This is a genomic window from Klebsiella scottii (assembly GCF_036561945.1).
Lineage (GTDB): Bacteria > Pseudomonadota > Gammaproteobacteria > Enterobacterales > Enterobacteriaceae > Klebsiella > Klebsiella scottii.
Map to the genome: position 1 here is coordinate 2,764,173 of NZ_JARXNI010000020.1, position 21,913 is coordinate 2,786,085.

Genomic DNA, 21,913 nt, shown 5'->3' on the forward strand with positions numbered 1-21,913 from the left:
ATTCAGAGTCATTAATAAAACCGGCCTTAAATAATTCAGCCCATCAATCGCTACGCAAATTAAATATAATAAACAAATAGAATAAAAAGATAATAATTCGCACCAGACACAGCAACGGACAGGATGCTAGCAATGGCTAAACTTTACGAACTTAAAAAGTTCGATCTTAACCTACTGGTTATTTTTGAATGTATCTATCAGCATTTAAGTATAAGCCAGGCCGCAGGAACCTTATTTATTACCCCTTCAGCCGTCAGCCAGTCGCTGCAGCGCCTGCGCAATCAGCTCAACGATCCGCTGTTTATCCGCACCGGTAAAGGGATGAGCCCCACCACCCTGGCGGTTAACCTTCATCATCATCTGGAAAAAAATCTCAACCAGCTTGAGCAGACGATCAATATCGTCCACGGCGCCGAACTGAGAAAACGCTTTGTTATCTACAGCCCGCAGTTTTTCCTCTCGCCCTCCTCCGCAACGCTCATCAGCACGCTCTACCGTGACCCCAACCTGCAGGTGGAGCACCACGACCTTCAGCTCGCCTCGGAGTCGGCGGAGAGCCTGCTCGCCTACCGCAAAGCCGATCTGATTTTTAGCCTTTCACCGCTTGCCAGCCCGACCACCGTATGCCTGCCGTTTCAGGAAATAGAGATGGTGCTGGTCTGCCGGCAGAATCATCCGCGAATAGCCGAATTCACCTCCGCAGAATCCATTGCGCGGGAGAGCTTTACTGACTATCTGACCAAAGAGGCGGGGATGCAGGCGGTTGACTACTGGCTTGAGAAACTGTTCCCCGAACGAAATATTGCCTTCAGCAGCGACTCACACATTGCCATCCTCAATATTATTAGCCAGACTGATTTTATCGGCTTTATGCCAAAAATTGCGTCAACCCCGCAGCTCTTCGACCTCAGGCTGAGAATAATACCTGCTCCGGCGGATATTCCCCGGGCGATGATTCATATGATTTATAATCGGGTGCAGATGGACCACCCTGTTTTAGCCTCTCTTATTAAAGAGGCGGCATTATAATAAAAGTGGCCGCCGTTAATTATCGACCACGTGAATATCCGCACATAAATCAGAAAAATAAAATAGCGAAAACAGCCATCGGAGAAAATTAATGGTCGACTTAAAACGTCCGGCGACCATCAATTCACTCAGCGACCCGACGCCGGCGCGCTACAGCTGGCGCAGACGCTCCGCGGCGGCCAGCAGGGTTGCCGGCTGCTTGGCAAAGCACAGCCGAATCAGCCTGTGCGGGAACGGATCGGCGCAGAACACCGACAGCGGGATCGCCGCCACGCCGATTTCAGTCGTCAGCCAGCGGCAAAAGCTGACGTCGTCGAGATCGGAAACCGCGCTGTAGTCTGCCAGCAGGAAGTAGGTGCCCTCGCAGGGTAATATCTCCAGGCGGCTGGCGCGCAGGGCCTCGATAAACAGGTCGCGGCGCTGCTGGTAAAACTCGGGCAGCTGACGATAGTGCTCCGGTTCGTGACGCAGCATATCGGCGATGGCCAGCTGCGCCGGCGTGTTCACCGAGAACGTCAGATACTGATGCACTTTACGCAGCTCGGCGCTGATTGCCGCAGGGGCGACGCAGTAGCCGACCTTCCAGCCGGTCATATGGAAGGTTTTACCAAACGAAGAGACCGCTACCGCCCGCTCGCGCAGCTGCGGATGGGCCAGCACGCTGGCGTGTCCCTGCGCCGCAAAGCAGATATGCTCGTAGACTTCATCGCTGATCACGTAAATCTCACGCTCGGCAATCGCCTGCCACAGCGCGGCGAAATCCTCATGCTGCCAGACCGTCGCCGACGGGTTGTGCGGGGTATTGAGGATCACCAGCCGGGTACGCTCGCTCAGCGCGGCGGCAAACTCCTGCCAGTCAACGCGAAAATGCGGCGGCTGCAGGGCAATGCGCTTCAGCACGCCGCCGGACAGCTCAACCGCCGGGGCATAGCTGTCGTAGCTCGGGTCAAAGCAGATCACCTCATCCCCGCTACGCACCAGGGCGGTAATGGCCGCATACAGGGCCTCGGTTGCGCCCGCCGTAACGGTCACATCGCTGTTGGCGTCCGGTCGGTAGCCGTAAAGCTCGGCGGTTTTATCGGCGATGGCTTCGCGCAGCGCCGGTACGCCGGTCATCGGGGCGTACTGGTTGGCGCCCTGGGCGACATGAAAAGCCAGTCGCTCCTGCAGGTAGCGCGGCCCGTCAAAATCCGGGAAGCCCTGTGAAAGATTTATCGCCTGATGCTGCTGCGCAAGAGCGCTCATCTGGCTAAAAATAGTGGTGCCCAGTGAAGGGAGTTTACTCTCAGGAATCAGTGGCTTATTGCTCATTTTGTTATTACCGATTGTAATGCTGTTGTTGAAGCCACTATAACACGATGTTAATATTTGGCAATCGAGACGCTTAGACGTCTATATGCGCCGTTATGCAAAAAAGCTGCAACGCGCTTTGCGCAATGACGTGTATAAATGATGATGTCAGGCCGGCTATGGTCTGCCGCCACCATCAATGCGGCGTAACGCCCACTCTGGAGAAACCATGATCCGCGCCATCGTGACCGATATTGAAGGTACCACCAGCGACATTCGCTTCGTACATAACATTCTGTTTCCGTACGCCCGTGAACGATTAGCAGGCTTCGTGACCGCCCAGCAGTACGCTGAGCCGGTCAAAACGATCCTTGATAACCTCCGCCACGAAATCGCCGCTCCCGCTGCCAGCACCGCCGAGCTTATCGATACGCTATTTGCCTTTATGCAGGAGGATCGCAAATCCACCGCGCTGAAGGCGCTGCAGGGGATTATCTGGCGCGATGGCTACCTTAACGGCGACTTTACCGGCCATCTGTATCCCGATGTTCTGCCGGCGCTGGAAAAGTGGAAGTCGCAGGGAATTGATTTATATGTATATTCCTCAGGCTCGGTCGCTGCGCAGAAATTGTTATTTGGCTACAGCGACGAAGGTGATATTACTCATCTGTTCAACGGCTATTTCGATACTCTGGTAGGCGCGAAGCGCGAAGCGCAGTCCTACCGCAACATTGCTGAACAGCTGGGTCACCACCCTGCCGCCATCCTGTTCCTTTCCGATATCCATCAGGAGCTGGATGCCGCCGAGGAGGCCGGTTTTCGCACCCTGCAGCTGGTACGCGGCGATCGCGACCCCGCCAGCCATCATCCGCAGATTCAGCGTTTTGACGACATTCATCCGGAGCAAATACCTGCATGAGCGCATTAACGATTTTTTCTGACCAGGACGCCGGAAACGCCATCTGGCACAGCACCGACGCCGACGAAATTCAGCAGCAGCTAAAGGCGAAAGGCGTACGCTTTGAGCGCTGGCAGGCCGACCGCGATTTAGGCGTCGCGCCAACGCCGGAAACGGTGCTTGAGGCCTACCAGCACGCGATTGATAAGCTGGTTGCCGAAAAGGGTTACCAGAGCTGGGACGTTATCAGCCTGCGCGCGGACAACCCGCAGAAAGAGGCGCTGCGCGCGAAGTTTCTCAACGAGCATACCCACGGCGAGGACGAGGTGCGTTTCTTCGTCGAGGGTGCCGGGCTGTTTTGCCTGCATATCGGCAATGAGGTATTCCAGGTGCTGTGCGAGAAGAACGATTTAATCTCCGTCCCCGCCGACACGCCGCACTGGTTTGATATGGGCTCGGAACCGAACTTCACCGCCATCCGAATTTTCGATAACCCGGAAGGCTGGGTGGCGAAGTTTACCGGGGATGATATTGCCGACGCCTACCCACGGCTGGCGTAATCTCCTTCATCCAGCCCGGCGGCCCTGCGCCGCCGGGCTGCCGTTCAGGGCAACGCGTCCGCGCTGATAAACGCCGGCGGATCGAACGCGGTAATGGGCGGCAGCGCCTCGCGCCACGGGACAATCTCGACCCAGCAGCTCTGCGCGCTACAGCCCTGGCCCAGCCGCGAGCTGCCGCGATCTTCGGTCAGCACGTTCGGATTACCGTGCTTATCCAGGGAGCCTTTTTCGCTGGGGTTCAGCGGATCGTACCAGGCGCCGGTGGCCATCTGCACTACCCCCTGGCGGATCCCTTCGCTGAGATGCACCCCGGCCAGAATCGCTCCGCGGGCGTTATGCACCTTCACCACGCTGCCTTCGGTTACTCCCCGCGCCTGCGCATCCTGGGGATGCATCCACAGCGGCTCGCGCCCCTGAATTTTGGTCGCCCGGCTGACGCTGCCATGATCGTACTGGCTGTGCAGACGCGTGCGCGGCTGGCTGGACAGCAGATGCAGCGGCCAGCGGCTGGCCTCTTCCCGCTGCCAGCTAGCTTCCTCTTCATCCCACCACGGATGGCCCGGGCACTCGCGGTAGCCGAAGTCGGCGACGGTTTGCGAGAAGAGCTCAATCTTGCCGGACGGCGTGGAGAGCGGAGAGCCCAGCGGGTCGGCGCGAAAATCGGCCAGGAAGACCTGCGGCTGCTCCGGCGCGCTGTACTCCAGCACCCCCTGCTGCCAGAAATCCTCAAACGACGGCAGCTCAATGCCCTCTTCCCGGGCCCGCGGGCGCGACTCATCATAAATATGCCGCAGCCACTGCCCGACGCTGCGCCCTTCGCTGAAGCGCTCGCCGCAGCCTAGCCGAGCGGCAAGATCGCAGAAAATCGCGTAGTCGTCGCGGGCCTCGGCAACCGGCGGGATCTGCGCGCTCATGGCAATCATAAATCCGTCATGCCCGCCGCTGCCGATATCCTCCCGCTCCAGGGAGGTGGTCACCGGCAGCACAATGTCGGAAAACTTCGCCTGCGCGGTCCAGTACTGCTCATGCACCACCACCGTTTCCGGCCGTCGCCACGCCTCGCAGAGCTGGTTAAGGTCCTGATGATGGTGAAAAGCATTGCCCCCCGCCCAGTAGACCAGGCGGATATCAGGGTAGCGCAGATGCTGGCCATCAAACTCATATTCGCCGCCGGGGTGCAGCAGCATGTCCGCCAGCCGGGCCACCGGGATCGCGCTGTTAACCGCATTTTTCCCCGCCGGCAGACGGGGGCCGGAAAAGGCTTTGCGCGCCGCGCCCGCCAGGTTGGTACAGGCGTAGCCGAAGCCCAGCCCTCCGCCCGGGGTGCCAATCTGCCCCAGCAGAGCGGTCAGGGCGACCGTTGCCCAGTAGGCCTGCTCCCCCTGGCGGGCGCGCTGAATGGACCAGGAGATATTGACCATCGTGCGCTGGCTGGCCATCTCGCGCGCCAGAGAGACGATCTGCTGCTCGGAAATCCCCACGATCGCCGCGGCCCAGCGCGGCGTTTTTGCCACCCCGTCACGCTCTCCCAGCAGATAGGCGCGGTAGGGAGCAAAGCCCACCGTGTGGCTGGCCACAAAGTCACTGTCGTACAGGGATTCGGTAATCAGGACGTAGCACAGCGCCAGCAGCAGCGCGGTATCGGTCCCCGGACGCACCGCCAGCCACTGCGCGGAGTCGACGGCGCTCAGATCGTTGCTGACCGGGCTGATATTGATAAAGCGCGTGCCGTTGGCCTGCATCTTCTCCAGCCAGTGCTTCAGCATATGGTCGTTGGCGCCGCCGCCGTTAACCTGAGAGTTACGCAGCGGCAGGCCGCCAATCGCCACGAACAGCTGACACTCCCGCGCCAGCTCAGAGAAGTGCGTATGCTGACGATGCAGCGGGCTAAGCGGCCCCAGCACATGCGGCAAAATACGCTCGCCGGCGGCGCTGCTGTAGGTATTGGTACTGGCGGTGTAGCCGCCGAAAGATTTCAGGAAACGATGCAGCTGGCTCTGGGCGTGATGAAAACGCCCGGCGCTGGCCCAGCCGTAGGAGCCGCCGTATATGGCTTCGTTCCCGCAGCGCTCCTTCACCGAAGTGAGTTCACGGGCCAGCAGGTCGAGGGCGACCTCCCAGCTCACCTCTACAAAGGGCTCTTTGCCGCGACCTTCCCGCGACGCGGGGCCATTTTTCAGATAGCCGGCCCGCACCGCCGGACGACGAATGCGCGTTTTGCTGGTGACCGCATCGGTGAGGGACTGACCGATGCGCGAGGGATTTTTATCCCAGGCGACCGGTACGACGGCATCAATGGCGCCATCGCGGGTTTGCACCTGCCAGGTTCCCCAGTGCATCACCGCCAGATTATGTTGTTTATTCATGTTGCCCGTTTTTTTGTCACCCGATAGAGGCCGCTATAATAAGTCGGGAGCTGGCTGAAGATAAAATGCCAATGACACTATAATATCCTGTCACTTTAGCCGATAACCATCCGCATGACGCGAGCCCTGGGTTATATTCACCATATCCCACCATAAATATAGCCATCATTAAGCAGCAATTACCGTTTGCAATAAAAGTCAGCGCTTTTACCTTATACCCACAATATAAACATGCCTTAATTTCAGCATCATGAAATATTTTCAGGTTATAGCGGGTAAAATTAAGTTTTCCTGCCCTATTCCGTCGATATACCATTATTGGTATAACTTAGACATATTTTGTATTTGAGGTTGCGTGGTCGTTATTGTCATGCTACGAATCCGCAAACACCTTTATCACAGGACTATAATAAGAATGTCGCAGAGAATAAAATTACTGCCCGCCGCGCTGGGTCTGATGACGCTCGTCTCCGTCAGCGCCTCCGCCGCAGAGCCCCTGTCGCTGCAGGGGAAAACCATCGGCGTCGCCGTTGTCGGTACCCAGCACTTCTGGGATCGCGAAGCCTATAAAGGCGCCACCGAAGAGGTTGAAAAACTGGGTGGTAAAGTCATCGGCGTCGACGGCGGTCGTGATAATCAGGTACACGCCAATAACCACGATATTTTATTATCACGCAAGGTCGATGCCGTAATTAGTATTCTCGGCGACAGCGCCGTTGAACCTAAATTTAAAGCGCTGCGCGATGCCGGCATCCCGGTATTTACCGTGGACCACGTGTCAAAATACTCCGTCAATAACACAACCTCCGACAACTACACCCTGGGTTCAACCATTGGCCGCTATATGGCTGATGAATTAGGCGGCAAAGGTAACGTTGCGGTATTTAATGCATTCTCCAGCTCGCTGCGAATTTGCGGCATCCGCTACGACCAGTGGAAATATGTCCTTAAGGATTATCCGGATATTCATATTATTCAGCCGGAGCTGGCCGAACAGTTTGCCAACTCTCCGGAAGATGCGCGTAAGAAAACCCTCGAACTGCTCAGCCAGTATCCGAAAGGCAAACTGGATGCCATCCACGTCGCCTGCTGGGATCAGCCGGCCATCGGGATCGTGCAGGCTCTGGAAGAGACCGGACGCGACAAAGACGTGAAGGTCACCGCCATCGATGCCGGCCCGGAAACGCTGGAGATTATGGCCGAACCCGGCAGCCCGTTCGTCGCTAACGTCGCTCAGCAGCCGCACCTGATTGGCCAGACGTCGGCCGACAACGTCGCGCACTACTTCGCTAAACAGGCTCTGCCGCTGCAAACCTTTATTCCGGTGGTCCCGGTGAAGGGCCCGCAGGAAGCGAAAGCGGTCTACAAACAGCTGGGATATGGCGAACTGCAGTGATTAATCAACCCCTCGGCGGGGAGCGCCCCGCCGCTGGTCTGGTCATGAGCCAGATCGGCAAAAGCTTTGCCAACGTGACTGCATTAAATGCGGTCACGCTGCTTCTTAACCCCGGTGAAATTCACGGTCTGATCGGCGAAAACGGGGCGGGAAAATCCACCCTGATCAAGATCCTTGCCGGCGTGTACCAGGCCGATAGCGGCAGCGCCACCCTCGATGGCGCGGCGATCCCGTTCGGCAACCCTGCGGCCATTGAAGCAATGGGCATCCGCGTTATCCACCAGGAACTCAACCTGATTGCCCACTTCACGGTGGCGGAATCCGTTTTTCTCGGCCAGGAGTATCGCCACCGCTGGGGCGCGCTGGACAGAAAGCGCATGAACGCCGCCACCGAGGCCTTTTTCCGCGATAGCTGGCAGCTGAGCATTAACCCGCGGCGGCTGATTCGCGATCTCAGCCTTGCCGAACGTAAGCTGGTGCAAATCGCCCGGGCGCTGATCGACGGCGCCGCGAAGCTGGTGGTCTTTGATGAACCCACCGCGCCGCTGGAAGCGCAGGAGGCCAGCCTGGTCTCCTCGGCGATCCTGCGCCTGCGCGAGCAGGGGATCGCCATTCTCTATATTTCCCACTATCTGAACGAAATCGCCGCCCTCTGCGATCGCGGAACCGTTCTGCGCAACGGCGAGGTGGTGGGCTACCCTGACCGCTCGCTGCTGCAGGATACCGATGCGCTGATCAAAATGATGGTCGGCCGGGAAATAGAGCAGCTCTATACCCCGCGCCAGTCCGCGCCGCCTGAAGCCGACGCCAGCGCGCCGCTGCTGTCGGTGCGCGGGCTCGGCGACGGCCATCAGCTGCGCGACATTACCTTTGATATCCAGCCCGGAGAAATCGTCGGCGTCGCCGGCCTGCTGGGCGCCGGGCGGGACGTGCTGGTCGACCTTCTCTACGGCCTGAGGCGCGTAGACAGCGGCGTGATTAGCATCGACGGCCAGCCGAAGCGCATACGCACGCCGAAGCAGGCGATTCGCGCCGGCATGGCGCTGGTGCCCCGCGACCGCCGCCATCAGGGGCTGATCCTCCCCTTCACCACCGCCGATAACATTAATCTGGCCTCCCTGTCGGACACCGCCACCTTCGGCTGGGAACACCGAGGCCGGGCGCTGGAGAAAGCCCGCAGCTGGATTGAGCAGCTCTCTATCCGCCCCGGCCGCCCGGAGCTGCCGGTGCGGCTGATGAGCGGCGGCAACCAGCAAAAGGCGATTCTGGCCCGCTGGCTGGGCACCGCTGCGCGGCTCTTTATTCTCGATGAACCGACCCTCGGGGTCGATATCGGCGCCCGCAGCGATATCTATCAGCGAACCCGTCAGCTGGCGGATCGCGGACGCGCGGTGCTGGTCTCCTCCAGCGATGCGCCGGAGCTGCTGGGGCTATGCGATCGGATCCTCGTGATGTGGCGCGGCGAGCTGGTGGCGAATCTCACCACCCAGGGGCTGACGCTCGACGCCCTGCTGGCAACGATTAACGGTGGACAGGAACAACAGCTATGAGTACGGGTATCCAACGCCGCGGCCTGCCGGGCATAACGACGCTTATCGAAAAATTTCCGCTGATTCTCTTCTTTGCCCTGCTGGTCTGGCTTAGCCTCCAGTCGCCCTTCTTTTTAAGCTGGCAGAATATCAGCATGATGCTGGTGCAGAGCGTGCCGCTGGCCATTCTCTGCTTCGGACTGGTTTGCGTGATTGCCGTCGGCGGCGATGACGTGGTCACCGGCGGGATCGACCTCTCGCTTCCCGCCATCGCGGTGCTCGGGGTCGCGCTTCTGAGCCTCGGCATGGTGGAGTGGCAGATGTCCTATCTGTGGCTGCTGCTCCTGCCGCTCGTGGTCTGCCTCGCCTGCGGGGCGATCAACGCCGGGCTGGTGCTGGTCGCCGGGCTGCCGCCGCTGCTGGCAACGCTCTCAACCTCCGTGGCCTTTACCGGCCTGACCGATTTACTCACCGGCCAGCGGCGCATTGCGGTCAGCGATCCGCTGATGGTGGCTTTTCGCGACCAGACGCTGCTCGGCATCCCCTGGCCGCTGATCTATCTGCTGGCGGTCTTCGTCCTGTTCCAGCTGCTGGTGCACCACTCGCGCTTCGGCCAGCATCTGCAGGCGGTCGGCGGCAACCGCGATATGGCGCAAATGAGCGGGCTTAACGTGCGCCGGCTGACGGTTTACGTCTGGCTGCTGGCAGGCATCGCCGCCGGTCTGGCGATTCTGCCGCTGCTGAGCCAGGGCTCGGGCAGCTCCAGCGGTACCGCCACGCCGCTGCTGCTGGAGACCGTGCTGGCGACCTTTATCGGCGCCGCCTTCTCGCGCCGGCGCGTCGTCACCATCTGGGGCGCGCTGCTTGGCGCGGTGCTGGTCAACGCCCTCTCCAACGGCCTCGGGCTGCTGGGGGTCAATATTTTCTGGATGGGTGCCATCAAAGGCACCCTGATCCTTATCGTGCTGGCGGCTTCTGCGGTCAGACATCACGGAGGCAATCAATGAGCCAGCTGACGCTCAAATCCTCATCGCCGGAGCAGACCGCCGGCGGCCCGCTGGCCTATCTGTCGCGGGCGGGCTTCGGCATTATCACCCTGCTGGCTATTGCCCTGTTCGGCTGGGCTAACCCGGTATTTCTGACCGTTGATAACTGGGCAAACCTGCTCCAGGGCAGCGCGATTCTGCTGATTGTGGCGATGGCGATGACCCTCATTGTCAGCGCGGGCGCCATCGATCTCTCGGTTGGCGTCGCGCTCGACTTTGGCGCCGCCTTTGCGCTGGTGGCCCTGAAAACCTGGCACCTGCCGTGGCAGGCCGCGGTGGGCTATGCTCTGCTCGGCGGGGCGATCATCGGTCTGCTGAACGCCTTTCTGATCCTGATTTGCCAGATCCGTCCGTTCCTTGCCACCCTCGGGACCTGGTTTATTGCCAGCAGCGTGGAGCGGATCTATACCGACGGCGGCGGCTCGATCGCCTATCGCCGGATGGCGCCGGAGTACCACGATCTGGCAGTGGGAAATATCGCCGGTATTCCGACGCCGGTGGTTATCGTGCTGGCGCTGTGGCTGGTGGCCTGGCTGATTACCGAGCGCACGCTCTTCGGCAAGTACGTTCGCGCCATTGGCCAGAACGGGGAAGCGGCGCGCATCGCCGGGATCCGCGATCGGCTGACCATGCTATGGGTGCTGGTCGCGGCCTCAGCGCTGTGCGCCATCGGCGGCGTGATCCTCTCCGCTAACCTGCGGCAGTTTACGCCGCTGGCCGGCCAGTCCTATTTGATGGATGCGATTGCCGCCGTCTTTATCGGCACCGCCTTTAACCGCCAGGGCCGGGCCAGCATCGCCGGTACCCTCGGCGGGGTGCTGTTCCTCGCCATCATTGATAACGGCCTGAACCTGATGGGTCTTAACTACCTGGTCAAAGACGCGCTGGTCGGCGTCATTCTGGTGGTCGCGCTGGCCCTCTCTTTCTGGCAGGCGCGTCTGCGTCAGCAGCATCGTTAACGGAGTATCTATGGCAGCCTTTGACGCCGTTTTTGTCGGCCTGACGATCCTTGATATCGCCGGTCGCCCGGTTCTCGACATCCCGCCCCGCGGCGGGGTGGCCTTTATCGAACAAATTCGCCTGAACCCGGCGGGCACCGCCGCCGGAGCGAATATCAACGCCGCGAAGCTCGGCGTTCGCACCGCCGCCGTCGCCTGCCTTGGCCACGATGAAAAAGCCGATTTTATTCTCGCCAGCTACGCGCGCCTGGGGATCGACTGCTCGCTGATCCAGCGCACGACGCAAAAGGAGACCTCGGCAACGATCCTGCCTATCCGCCCGAACGGCGAGCGGCCCGCGCTGCACTGTCGCGGCGCCTCCGATGCGCTGTTCGTCGGCGAAGAGACGTTCGCCTCGATTCTCGACTGCCGCTTCCTGCATCACGGCGGCACGGGTCTGCTGGCGGCAATGGACCAGGGTCAGAGCGCGCGACTGCTGGCGGCGGCCAGGGCGCGCGGCGTCACCACCAGCTTCGACCTGATCGCCCCCGATGAGCGAACCCTGGATCTGCTGCGCCCGCTGCTGCCGTCGGTAGACTACTTTATGCCCTCGCTGGAGGAGGCCGCCTATCTGTCGGGACGCAGCGAGCCCGCCGAAATCGCCCGTTTCTTCTTCGACCTCGGCGTGGGGACCTGTATTTTGAAAGACGGCGCCAACGGCTCCTGGCTGCTGACCCGCGAGGGCCGCGTCGAGCATATCGCCCCGTGGCGCGTAGAGGCGGTGGATACTACCGGCTGCGGCGATAGCTACTGCGGCGGCTTTATTGCCGCGCTGGCCCGCGGGTTGAACGAAAAAGAGGCCTGCGAAGTGGCATCGGCCGTGGCGGCGCTGGTCGCCACCGGCCTGGGATCGGATGCGGGCGTGATCGACTGGGACCACACCCTGGCATTTATGGCCGCGAATCGGGCCGGATAGCCTGCGGCCCCGCGCTTAGCGCCACTGGTATAACAGCGGCTCGCCGGCGACGTAGCGCTGGAGATCGGCGGCAATCATCGCCGTATGCTTGCTGATGCTTTCGCGGGTCGCGCCGGCAATATGCGGGGTGATAATCACGTTAGCAAACTCGGTGACAAACGGGTGATCGCGCCACAGCGGTTCGCGATGATAAACGTCCAGCGCCGCGCCGCCCAGCGGCCCGTGGCGCAGAGCGTGAATGAGCGCCTCCTCGTCAACCACCGCCGCGCGGGAAGTGTTAATCAGCAGCGCGCCGGGCTTCATGCTGTTCAGCAGCGGCGCGTTTACCAGGCCGTCGCTGCCGGCGCCGCTGCTCAGATGCAGGCTGACGATATCCGCCTCGCGGAACAGCGCTTCGAGAGTGGTTTTGCGCAGCCCCGGCTCGTTGATATCCTCGCCCGCCACGAACGGGTCCACCACCAGCACCGCCATGCCGAACGCGCGGGCGATACGCGCCACCCGGCGACCAATATTCCCGTAGCCAATCAGCCCCAGCGTTTTATTGCGCAGCTCGCTGCCTTTAAACACCTCGTAAGGGCTCTGCGGGCTCACGTCCCACACCACGTCGCGGCGCAGCCCGGCCTGAGTGACCGCCGCCGCATTGTCGGCGTTGGTAAACTCGCCGCGCTTCAGCGCCGCGTGCGCCTGCGGGATATGCCGCGCCAGGCTCAGCATCAGCCCAAGCGTGAGCTCCGCCGCCGCGTCGGCGTTGCGGCCCGGCGTGTAGAGCACGCGAATGTCGCGCGCCGCCGCAGCTTTAACATCGATATTCACCGGATTGGCGCGGGTACAGGCAATCACCTTCAGGCGCGGGCAGGCGGCGATCACCTCTTCCGTCACGTCGTCGTAGCTGGTCACCAGCACTTCGGCATCGTGAGCCAGATCGATCAGCTGGCCGGCGCTGAGCTTCGGTTTGCCCAGCGCCCATCCCTCAACCCGCAGATCGCCCAGCTGGTGGAACGCCGCAAGATCGCCGGAGTGTTCAGCGGTAAATACAATTTTCATTGGTCTGATTCCTGAGAAATACGTTGAAGCGCCTCCTGCCTGGCCTGCCAGACGGGCAGCATCTGTTCGCGTAGCAGGCGATAAACCGGATAGAGCGCGGCGTAGCGGGCGTGCGCCCGCGGATCTGGCTGATAGCGCGTCTGCTCCAGCTGCGGGTAGTGCGAGAGTTCGTTAACGCTGCGGGCTGCCAGAATCGCGGCCCCGCGGGCGCTGAGTTCGTTAAAGGTGCTGGAGACCACCGTTCTGCCGCTGCAGTCGGCAATAATCTGTAGCCAGGTCGCGGAGGCCGCGCCGCCGCCGGTCAGGTACAGCTCTCCGCCCTGCGGATAGCCCTGCAGCGAGTCGACGATGGCGTAAGCCAGCCCCTCAAAGACCGCCCGCTGTAGCTCGGCGCGGGTGGTATGCTGGCTGATGCCAAAATAGCCGGCCCGCGCATCCGGGCTATAAAACGGCGCGCGTTCGCCGTTCAGATAGGGCTGCCAGAACACGCCCCCGCTGCCCGGCTCGACGTCGGCAATCGCCCGCTCAAGCTGCTGGAGATCCGGGCTCAGGGAGATATGCTGCTGCAGCCAGTCGATATTCGGCGTTCCGGCCTGCATCGGAAAGAGGTTAATAAAGCTCCCCGCTTCGGTATGGGTGACGTAGCGCGTTCCTTCGTTCACCGTCTGACGACCGTGGCACACGATGCCGGTACAGCAGGTCGTACCGAGGATCGTATAGATATCGCCGTCGTTCACCGCGCCGCAGCCGAGCGCCGCGCTGCACACGTCGAGCGCGCCGGCGGCCACCGGCGTACCGGCCGCCAGCCCGGTCAGCTCCGCCACCTCGTCGCGCAGGGCGCCGGCCTGCGCATCCGGCGCCAGCAGCGGCGGGAACAGATGATGCAGGTCGGCAAGCCCCATTTCATTCAGCACCACCGCCGACAGCTCCCCGCTCTGCTGATTGAGCAGCGAGGTGCTGGCATCGGTGATATCCAGCGCCGCGACGCCGGTCAGGCGAAAGCGGATCCAGTCTTTGGCAAAAAACAGATAGCGCGCCGCCGCCAGCCGCTCCGGCTGATAATGCCGGAGCCAGCATAGCTGCATGCTGGTATTGCACGGCTGCAGGTGGGTGCCGGTCTCGGCAAAAAAGCGGCGATCGAAGCCCGGGCGGCGCAGCAGATCGCTCATCAGCTCCCGGCTGCGGGTATCGCTCCACAGGATCCCCGGCCCGACCGGCTCGCCCTCGGCATCGCTTAGCCACACCCCTTCGCCCTGCCCGGCAAGGCCAATGGCTCTTAAGCGCCCGCTCTGCAGCTCCGGGCGTTGCGCAATCTGGCGCAAAATAGCGATGACCGACTGCCACAGCTGCGCCATATCCTGCTCGGCGTAGCCGTTAGCCGACAGACGCGGCCCGGTATTCTCCGCCGCGCTGGCCCGCGCCTGAAAATGCTCATCAAACAGCACCGCCTTGACGCGCGAGGTGCCGATATCGATACCCAGATAAAAATCCATGCCTGATCCGATCGCTTATTGAAAATTAGTCGCGCTCGTAGCGGCGACGCATCAGCTCGCACTCGAACAGGAATTCCAGACCTTCCAACTGACGGCGCGCCTCGTTAATATCTTTCCCCCAGCAGGTCAGACCGTGGCCGCGCAGCAGGAAGCCGTAGCGCAGCGGGCGGGTTTGCGCATAATCTTCGATGCGCGCCGCCAGGGCGTCGATATCCTGATCGTTATCGAAAATCGCCACCGGGACGGTGTCGAGATGGCTGTGCTGGCCGGTCAGCGTTTTCTGCATTTCGTAGCCCTGCAGCGCCAGCGTCCCGCTCTTCTCGATGCGCGACAGCACCGTCGCGTTGACGGTATGGACGTGCAGCACGACGTTGGCCTCGGGGAACAGGCGATAGACCAAGGTATGCAGCCCGGTTTCCGCCGAGGGCTTGCGCCCGGAAGGCGCGGTATTGCTGGCAATATCAACCTGCAGAAAATCTTCGCTGGTCAGGCTGCCCTTATCGCGTCCCGACTCGCTGAGCCAGCACCAGGTCTCATCCTGGCGCACGGACATATTGCCGCCGGTCGCCGGCGCCCAGCCCTTCGCACCGATCCAATGACAGGTGGTGACCAGTTGCGCGAGTCTTTCTTGCCACATAGCAGTTCCTTAGTTTAGCGATGGTATTTTGAGAACCTTGACGCTCGGGCGCCGTTGTTGCTGGCAGCGTGGGCGCTGCTGTGACTCAAAATGGTAAACAGGGTATCCCGAGACAACGTTCTTTAGCCGTCTAAATGGCTATTTATCCGATACTAACACCGCCTGCCCGGCTGAACAATATTTCAGGAAAGGCTTACATTAAGAATGGTTATATCAGAAACGCATATAAAATTACCGTTTTTAACAGTGATACAACTGAACGTTTTCATAACGCCAATATTACCCGCTGCGGGCCGCTAAAAAGACGGGGGATCGTTCTGCGTGCGGCTGGCGTAAATTTCAGCGCCAGCGATAGCGACCGCGCGCGATGGCAAAGTCCGAACGGCTGCTCCACGCTGGTGCAAAACTTTGCACCATGCACACCATTCTGGCAAAACGGCGCCGTTTAACGCCTTTTTATGTGCACACTGCACACCCCAATATGTTCCCGTTGCCCCGCTTTTTTTGGCACACCTCTTGCTACCCCTCTGGCATCGCCATTCGGGTGACCACTCAGAGGTTCCACTATGTCAAACAGCAACGATTTCCCGCTCGTCGAAGCGCCGGCCTCAGGGCGCAAGGGCCTGTTTTCAATCTCCATGGTTCTGTTCAGCTTTACCTTTTTTACCGGCACGATGTTCGCGGGCGGGAAGCTCGGCGTCTCCTTTTCCATCGTTAACCTGCTGTGGATTGCGGTTATCGGTAACTTTCTGCTGGCCCTGTACGCGGCGTCGCTCGGCTGGATTGCCGCCCGCAGCGGGCTGAACACCGTACTGATGGGGCGTTTTTGCTTCGGCGAGATCGGTAGCAGGCTTGCCGATTTTATTCTCGGCTTCGCCGAGCTGGGCTGGTACGCCTGGGGTACCGCCACGGTGGCTATTTCGCTGGTCAAAATCCTTGCCCTGCCCGAGGCGATGACCGTTCCGCTGATGGTGCTGTTCGGCATCCTGTTCTGCGTCACCGCGCTGGTGGGCTATAAGGGGCTGGATGCGCTATCGAGGGTTTCGGTCCCGCTGATGTTTATCCTGCTGGTGGTCTCCATGTACCTTGCCGCCCACCACGCCGGCGGCTGGCAGGCGATGACCAAAATCGAACCGGGCGAAACCATGACCTGGTCGGCGGCCATCACCATGGTATTTGGCACCTTCGCCAGCGGCGCGACCCAGGCGACGAACTGGACGCGGCTGGCTAACTCCAGCCGCACCGCCATCCTCGCCAGCATGGGCAGCTTCCTTATCGGTAACGGGTTGATGATTGTGGCCGGGGCCTGGTGCGCCATCGTTTATCAGCAGGCCGATATCGTGGAAGTGCTGATTTTGCAGGGGCTCTCCGTCGCCGCGGTGGTCATGCTGTGCCTCAATCTGCTGACGATTCAGGGACCGACAATCTATAACGTTTCGGCCGCCGCCTGCCACCTGCTGCGCAGCGAACGCCGCCGGACCCTGACCGTTGTCGCCGCCGGCGTCGGCATTCTGCTGGCCATTGGCGGGATGTACGAAATGCTGATCCCGTTCCTGGTTCTGCTGGGCAGCATCATCCCGCCCATCGGCGGCGTGATCCTCGCCGACTACTGGTTTTATCGCGGCGGACGCTATCCTCTGCTGCACACCGCGCGCTTACCGCGCTTCAACTGGCTGGGCCTGGGCGCTTATGCCGTCGGCGCGCTGGTGGCTTACCTGTCGCCGTGGGTTGCGCCGCTGGTGGGCATCTCCGTCTCCGCGCTGGTCTATATCATCCTGACCCGCCTGAGCAAACGCCAGCCCGCGGCTGACGCGGCCGCGGAGCAGTAGCCATGAGCCTGACGGTCAGCGAAATCCTCGCGCTGGAGGGACTCTCGGCGATGCGGCTGCGCGCGGGGCAGCAGGGGCTCCAGCTGGCGGTGCGCTGGTACTACGTAGCGGAAAATGAAAATATCGCCGAGTGGATCATGGGCGGAGAGCTGGTGTTTATCACCGGGATCAACCATCCCCGCAATGAGGAGAACCTGATCCATCTGCTGATGGAGGGCAAGCAGCGCGGGATCGCCGGCATGGTGATCCTGACCGGCGACGCCTATATCCAGACGATCCCTCCGCGGTTGATCGCGCTGGCCGACGAGCTGGGCATTCCGCTGATCGAACAGCCCTATCTGCTCAAAATGGTGATCGTCACCGAGCGCATCGGTACCGCGCTGGTGCGCAGCGAAAACGCGCTGCAGTCGCAGCGCGATATTCTGCTGCAGCTGTTAACCGGCGACTATCCCGACCTGCAGATCCTGCATCAACGCGCGCTTCATCAGCAGCTGGATTTTACCCGCCCGCTGCGGGTAGCGGCGCTGCGCCTTGAGGGGATTCAGCGCCTGTTTCGCCAGTTTCCGCCAGAGCAGGCCGAAGCCTGGCTGCAGCAGGCCCGTCGCACCGTGCGCCAGCGATTGCAGCAGCAGCTTAACCAGCAGGGCAACCCCTTCCCGCTGGTAGAGCGCAGCAATATGTTGCTGTTCCTGCTCCCGGATGAGGAAGGCGAATTTTATCAGCAGAAAAAGTGGCTGCAGCAGTGGCTGCTCCAGCTTGCGGAGGGCGACGACGGGCTGTCGCTGCTGTGCGGCCTCTCCGCGCCGGTGCAGGAACTGCAGGGCTATCAGCGGGCGCTGTCGCAGGCGCGCCAGGCGCTGGATCTCAGCGATACCCTGCGCCCGGCTCAGCGCATCAGCGACTATCAGCAGCTGGGCTTTATCAAGCTGCTCTCCGCCGTCGGCGATCCCACGCTGCTGAGCGATTTTATGCACGACACCCTTGGCTGCCTGATCGAACCCGATCGTAAAAGCCCGTGGCTGCTCATGGAGACCCTGGAAACCCTGCTCCAGGAGAACGGCAACGTGATGAGGGCCGCCGAGCGGCTGGGCATTCACCGCAACACCCTGCATCAGCGTATCCAACGTATTGAAAAGCTGACCCGCTATCCGGTCAGCCATCCGCAGTTTCATCTCAACGCCTCGGTCGCCTTAGCGATCTGGCGTATGTCGCAAAACCATTTACGGGAACAACCATGAAAATTATCAACGCGCGCCTGCGCCATAAAGAAGCGCTCTATACCCTTGAGTTACAGGACGGCATGATTAAAAGCATCGCCCCGCAGGCCGCCGCGCGGGCGGCTGACGCCAGCGATATCGACGCGCAGCAAAAGCTGGTTATCCCGCCGTTCGTCGAGCCGCATATCCATCTTGACGCCACCCTGACGGCGGGCGAGCCGGAGTGGAATATGAGCGGCACGCTGTTTGAGGGCATCACCCGCTGGAGCCAGCGTAAAGAGAGCGTCACGGTAGAAGATACGCGCCAGCGCGCGCTGAAGACCATCGGTATGCTGCGCGATAACGGCGTGCAGCACGTGCGCACCCACATTGATGTCACCGACCCTTCCCTGACGGCGCTGGAGGCGATGCTGGAGGTGAAAAAAGAGGCTGCCGATCTTATCGACCTGCAAATCGTCGCCTTCCCGCAGGAGGGGATCGAGTCGTTCCCCGGCGGACGAGAGCTGATGACCCGCGCCATCGAAATGGGCGCCGACGTGGTGGGCGGCATTCCGCACTACGAGAACACCCGCGACAAGGGCGTCAGCTCGCTGGCCTTTCTGATGGACCTGGCCCAGCGCCACGGCTGCCTGGTGGACGTGCACTGCGATGAAATCGATGACCCGCAGTCGCGCTTTCTCGAAGTGCTGGCGGAAGAGGCTCGGGTACGCGGCATGGGCGCGCAGGTCACCGCCAGCCATACCTGCGCGATGGGTTCCTACGATAACGCCTACTGCTCGAAGCTGTTCCGCCTGCTCAAGGCGTCGGGCATCAACTTTATCTCCTGCCCAACCGAAAGCATTCACCTGCAGGGGCGCTTCGACAGCTGGCCAAAACGCCGCGGCGTGACGCGGGTGGCGGAGCTGGACCGCGCCGGGATTAACGTCTGCTTTGCCCAGGACTCCATTCAGGACCCCTGGTACCCGCTGGGCAACGGCAACATCATGCGCATCCTCGATGCCGGACTGCACATCTGCCATATGCTGGGGTATGAAGATTTGCAGCGCTGTCTCGATTTGATTACCGATAACAGCGCCCGGGCGCTGTGCCTCGGCGATAATTACGGTATCGCCGAAGGCCGCCCGGCGAACCTGCTGATCCTCGATGCGGAAAATGACTATGACGCCGTGCGGCGTCAGGCCAAAGTGCTGACCTCCATTCGCCGCGGCAAAATCATTCTGCAGCGCCAGCCGGAGCAGATCCGCTATCCGGCGGCAGACCCGCGCCGTTAGCCAATATTTGGCGCAAATGCTCCGGCCGCCACCTGCTCGCGGGTAACGACGCCGCTGTCCAGCACCCAGCCGCTGATTAATGCCGCAGGCGTGACGTCAAACGCCGGGTTATAAACCGATGCATCCGCCGGCGCCCACTGCACCGCGCCGAAGCTGCCGGCCACGCCGGTCACTTCCGCCGCCGCGCGCTGTTCAATAGGAATGGCCTCGCCGTTCGGGCAGCCGCGGTCGAGCGTGGTTTGCGGCGCGGCGACATAGAACGGAATACCGTGATATTTCGCCAGCACCGCCAGCGAATAGGTACCGATTTTGTTCGCCACGTCGCCGTTGGCGGCAATGCGATCGGCGCCAACCCACACCGCATCGACCTGCCCTTTAGCCATCAGGCTGGCGGCCATAGAATCGGTAATCAGCTGATAGGGCACCCCCAGCTCACCCAGCTCCCATGCGGTTAGACGGCCGCCCTGCAGCAGCGGGCGCGTCTCGTCGACCCACACGTTCGCCACCAGGCCGCGCTGATGGGCCAGCGCGATCACCCCTAACGCCGTGCCCACCCCTGCGGTCGCCAGCCCGCCGGTGTTGCAGTGGGTCAGCAGGCGACTGCCCGCTTTGACCAGGCTGACGCCGGTTTCCGCGATGCTGGCGCACAGCTGCTTATCTTCAGCGATCAGGCGCAGCGCTTCTTCTTCAAGAGCCGGAATATAGTTCTCTTTCGCCAGCGCCAGCTTCATGCGGTCGAGATTATTCATCAGGTTGACCGCCGTCGGACGCGCGGCGCGCAGCGTATCCAGCGCCTGCGATAGCTCATCGCGGGTCAGGCCGCGCTGCGCCAGAAGCGCTAACAGCAGACTGGCAGAGAGACCGATTAACGGCGCGCCGCGCACCCGCAGAGCGTGAATATGGTCAACCAGTAACGAAACGTTATCTGCCGCCAGCCAGCGTTTTTCCTGCGGCAATGCCTGCTGGTCAAGAATAAAAAGCTGATTTTCGCTTACCCGCAGGCTGGTGGTCTGTAGTGTCTGCATGTCGTTAAATCCCTGTTGCGTTGTTGTATCACATTGTGTCAGGATGGAATCCAGAAGTATAGACGTCTGAACGGCTTAACTGGAACTTTTGAGGATCGAGGCAATGTCGCAATACCATACCTTCACGGCCAGCGATGCGGTGGCTTATGCACAACAATTTGGCGGTCTCGACGACCCGTCGGAACTGGTGTCCGCGCAGGAAGTGGGTGACGGTAACCTCAACCTGGTATTTAAAATTTTTGATACCCAGGGCGTGAGCCGCATTGTCGTTAAGCAGGCGCTGCCCTACGTCCGCTGCGTCGGAGAGTCCTGGCCGCTGACGCTCGATCGCGCCCGACTCGAGGCGCAGACGCTGGTGACCCACTATCAACACTGCCCGCAGCACACGGTAAAAATTCACCATTTCGATGCTGAACTGGCGGTGATGGTGATGGAAGATCTTTCCGATCACCGTATCTGGCGCGGCGAGCTTATCGCCAACGTTTACTATCCGCAGGCGGCGAGCCAGCTGGGCGAATACCTGGCCCAGGCGCTGTTCCATACCAGCGATTTTTATCTCCATCCTCACGATAAAAAAGCCCAGGTCGCGCGCTTTATTAACCCGGAGATGTGTGAAATAACCGAGGATCTGTTCTTCAACGACCCCTACCAGGTTCATGAACGCAACAGCTATCCGCCGGAGCTGGAGGACGATATTGCCGCCCTGCGCCACGATAGCCAGCTCAGGCTGGCGGTGGCCTCGCTCAAGCACCGCTTCTTCTCCCAGGCGGAATCGCTGCTGCACGGCGATATCCACAGCGGTTCAATTTTCGTTGCCGAGGGCAGCTTTAAAGCCATCGACGCCGAGTTCGGCTATTTCGGCCCGATTGGCTTTGATGTCGGCACCGCCATCGGCAACCTGCTGCTGAACTACTGCGGCCTGCCGGGCCATCTGGGCATTCGCGACGCCGCCGCCGCGCGCGAACAGCGCCTGAACGATATTCAGGCGCTGTGGACGACCTTTGCCGAACGCTTCCAGGCGCTGGCGGCGGAGAAGAGCCGCGATGCGGCGCTGGCTTATCCCGGCTATGCCTCAGCGTTCCTGAAAAAAGTGTGGGCGGATGCGATTGGCTTCTGCGGAACCGAGCTGATTCGCCGCAGCGTCGGCCTGTCGCACGTTGCCGATATCGACAGCATTGAGGATCGGGCCATGCGCCATGAATGTCTGCGCCATGCGATTTCGCTCGGCAAAGCGCTGATCGTGATTGCCGAACGTATCGACAGCGTCGACGAGCTGATCGCCCGCATTCGCCAGTACAGCTAAGCCGTTCCCCGTGTATTCCCGGGCGCGGCGCTAGCGCTGCTTTGCCCGGGCTACCCGCTCACCGCA

Annotated in this window: 19 protein-coding genes; 13 read left to right on the top strand and 6 right to left on the bottom strand. The window is 61.0% G+C overall.

The window, feature by feature from the left end:
- Nucleotides 1–132 precede the first annotated feature (132 nt).
- The gene (gene citR, locus QFI97_RS20705; protein ID WP_346431895.1) at nt 133–1,029 is read left to right on the top strand and encodes a DNA-binding transcriptional repressor CitR; all 897 of its coding nucleotides are present in this window, start codon (nt 133–135) and stop codon (nt 1,027–1,029) included.
- A gap of 150 nt (nt 1,030–1,179) precedes the next feature.
- Here the strand turns inward: citR and QFI97_RS20710 are convergent, their stop codons facing one another.
- The gene (locus tag QFI97_RS20710) at nt 1,180–2,325 is read right to left on the bottom strand and encodes a pyridoxal phosphate-dependent aminotransferase (protein WP_346432111.1); all 1,146 of its coding nucleotides are present in this window, start codon (nt 2,323–2,325) and stop codon (nt 1,180–1,182) included.
- A gap of 223 nt (nt 2,326–2,548) precedes the next feature.
- Here QFI97_RS20710 and mtnC point away from each other — a divergent pair, with 223 nt between their 5' ends.
- Nucleotides 2,549–3,238, top strand: coding sequence for an acireductone synthase (mtnC, locus tag QFI97_RS20715; protein ID WP_095094973.1), 690 nt, complete (start codon nt 2,549–2,551; stop codon nt 3,236–3,238).
- The gene (locus tag QFI97_RS20720) at nt 3,235–3,777 is read left to right on the top strand and encodes a 1,2-dihydroxy-3-keto-5-methylthiopentene dioxygenase (RefSeq protein ID WP_095094970.1); all 543 of its coding nucleotides are present in this window, start codon (nt 3,235–3,237) and stop codon (nt 3,775–3,777) included. The genes mtnC and QFI97_RS20720 overlap by 4 nt, the downstream gene beginning before the upstream one ends.
- A gap of 44 nt (nt 3,778–3,821) precedes the next feature.
- Here the strand turns inward: QFI97_RS20720 and QFI97_RS20725 are convergent, their stop codons facing one another.
- Nucleotides 3,822–6,143, bottom strand: coding sequence for a molybdopterin-dependent oxidoreductase (locus QFI97_RS20725; protein ID WP_346431896.1), 2,322 nt, complete (start codon nt 6,141–6,143; stop codon nt 3,822–3,824).
- 415 nt (nt 6,144–6,558) lie between these two features.
- Between QFI97_RS20725 and QFI97_RS20730 the strand changes: the two genes are divergently transcribed.
- From QFI97_RS20730 to QFI97_RS20750, 5 genes are read left to right on the top strand one after another with little or no spacing between them, the layout of a single operon-like run.
- Nucleotides 6,559–7,539, top strand: a complete 981-nt coding sequence (locus QFI97_RS20730) for a sugar ABC transporter substrate-binding protein (RefSeq protein ID WP_331850570.1) — start codon at nt 6,559–6,561, stop codon at nt 7,537–7,539.
- Nucleotides 7,540–7,583: 44 nt separating this feature from the next.
- Complete coding sequence (locus QFI97_RS20735) at nt 7,584–9,089, top strand: sugar ABC transporter ATP-binding protein (RefSeq protein WP_346432112.1); 1,506 nt, start codon at nt 7,584–7,586, stop codon at nt 9,087–9,089.
- Nucleotides 9,086–10,075 carry an ABC transporter permease gene (locus QFI97_RS20740; protein ID WP_095094958.1) on the top strand — a complete coding sequence of 330 codons (990 nt, stop codon included), beginning with the start codon at nt 9,086–9,088 and terminating at the stop codon, nt 10,073–10,075. Before QFI97_RS20735 ends, QFI97_RS20740 begins: the two co-directional genes overlap by 4 nt.
- Nucleotides 10,072–11,073, top strand: a complete 1,002-nt coding sequence (locus QFI97_RS20745; protein WP_095094955.1) for an ABC transporter permease — start codon at nt 10,072–10,074, stop codon at nt 11,071–11,073. The genes QFI97_RS20740 and QFI97_RS20745 overlap by 4 nt, the downstream gene beginning before the upstream one ends.
- A gap of 10 nt (nt 11,074–11,083) precedes the next feature.
- Nucleotides 11,084–12,028, top strand: coding sequence for a carbohydrate kinase family protein (locus QFI97_RS20750; RefSeq protein ID WP_346431897.1), 945 nt, complete (start codon nt 11,084–11,086; stop codon nt 12,026–12,028).
- Between the two features lie 15 nt (nt 12,029–12,043).
- Here QFI97_RS20750 and QFI97_RS20755 read toward each other — a convergent pair whose 3' ends face one another.
- From QFI97_RS20755 to QFI97_RS20765, 3 genes are read right to left on the bottom strand one after another with little or no spacing between them, the layout of a single operon-like run.
- Nucleotides 12,044–13,072: a 2-hydroxyacid dehydrogenase gene (locus QFI97_RS20755; protein ID WP_095094949.1), complete on the bottom strand. Its 1,029-nt coding sequence runs from the start codon at nt 13,070–13,072 to the stop codon at nt 12,044–12,046.
- Complete coding sequence (locus QFI97_RS20760) at nt 13,069–14,565, bottom strand: FGGY-family carbohydrate kinase (RefSeq protein WP_095094946.1); 1,497 nt, start codon at nt 14,563–14,565, stop codon at nt 13,069–13,071. Before QFI97_RS20760 ends, QFI97_RS20755 begins: the two co-directional genes overlap by 4 nt.
- 25 nt (nt 14,566–14,590) lie before the next feature.
- A complete protein-coding gene (locus QFI97_RS20765; RefSeq protein ID WP_095094944.1) occupies nt 14,591–15,202 on the bottom strand; it encodes a methylthioribulose 1-phosphate dehydratase in 612 nt (203 codons plus the stop codon).
- A 134-nt stretch (nt 15,203–15,336) separates the two neighbouring features.
- On the opposite strand from QFI97_RS20765, the gene QFI97_RS20770 reads away from it, so the two are divergent.
- The 4 genes from QFI97_RS20770 to codA all read left to right on the top strand — a co-directional run bounded on the left by QFI97_RS20770 (nt 15,337) and on the right by codA (nt 19,519).
- Nucleotides 15,337–15,651 (top strand): hypothetical protein, encoded by a 315-nt coding sequence (locus QFI97_RS20770; protein WP_346431898.1) that lies wholly within the window; start codon nt 15,337–15,339, stop codon nt 15,649–15,651.
- Between the two features lie 117 nt (nt 15,652–15,768).
- Nucleotides 15,769–17,031 carry a cytosine permease gene (gene codB / locus QFI97_RS20775; protein ID WP_346431899.1) on the top strand — a complete coding sequence of 421 codons (1,263 nt, stop codon included), beginning with the start codon at nt 15,769–15,771 and terminating at the stop codon, nt 17,029–17,031.
- Between the two features lie 2 nt (nt 17,032–17,033).
- The gene (locus tag QFI97_RS20780) at nt 17,034–18,269 is read left to right on the top strand and encodes a PucR family transcriptional regulator (RefSeq protein WP_331850575.1); all 1,236 of its coding nucleotides are present in this window, start codon (nt 17,034–17,036) and stop codon (nt 18,267–18,269) included.
- The gene (gene codA / locus QFI97_RS20785) at nt 18,266–19,519 is read left to right on the top strand and encodes a cytosine deaminase (protein ID WP_159236034.1); all 1,254 of its coding nucleotides are present in this window, start codon (nt 18,266–18,268) and stop codon (nt 19,517–19,519) included. Before QFI97_RS20780 ends, codA begins: the two co-directional genes overlap by 4 nt.
- On the opposite strand, the gene mtnA is transcribed toward codA, so the two are convergent.
- Entirely contained in the window at nt 19,516–20,544 is a 1,029-nt protein-coding gene (gene mtnA, locus QFI97_RS20790; protein WP_095094934.1) for an S-methyl-5-thioribose-1-phosphate isomerase, read from the bottom strand. The two genes, codA and mtnA, sit on opposite strands and share 4 nt — an antisense overlap.
- Before the next feature lie 103 nt (nt 20,545–20,647).
- On the opposite strand from mtnA, the gene mtnK reads away from it, so the two are divergent.
- Nucleotides 20,648–21,847, top strand: a complete 1,200-nt coding sequence (gene mtnK, locus QFI97_RS20795) for an S-methyl-5-thioribose kinase (protein ID WP_346431900.1) — start codon at nt 20,648–20,650, stop codon at nt 21,845–21,847.
- Nucleotides 21,848–21,913: the final 66 nt, after the last annotated feature.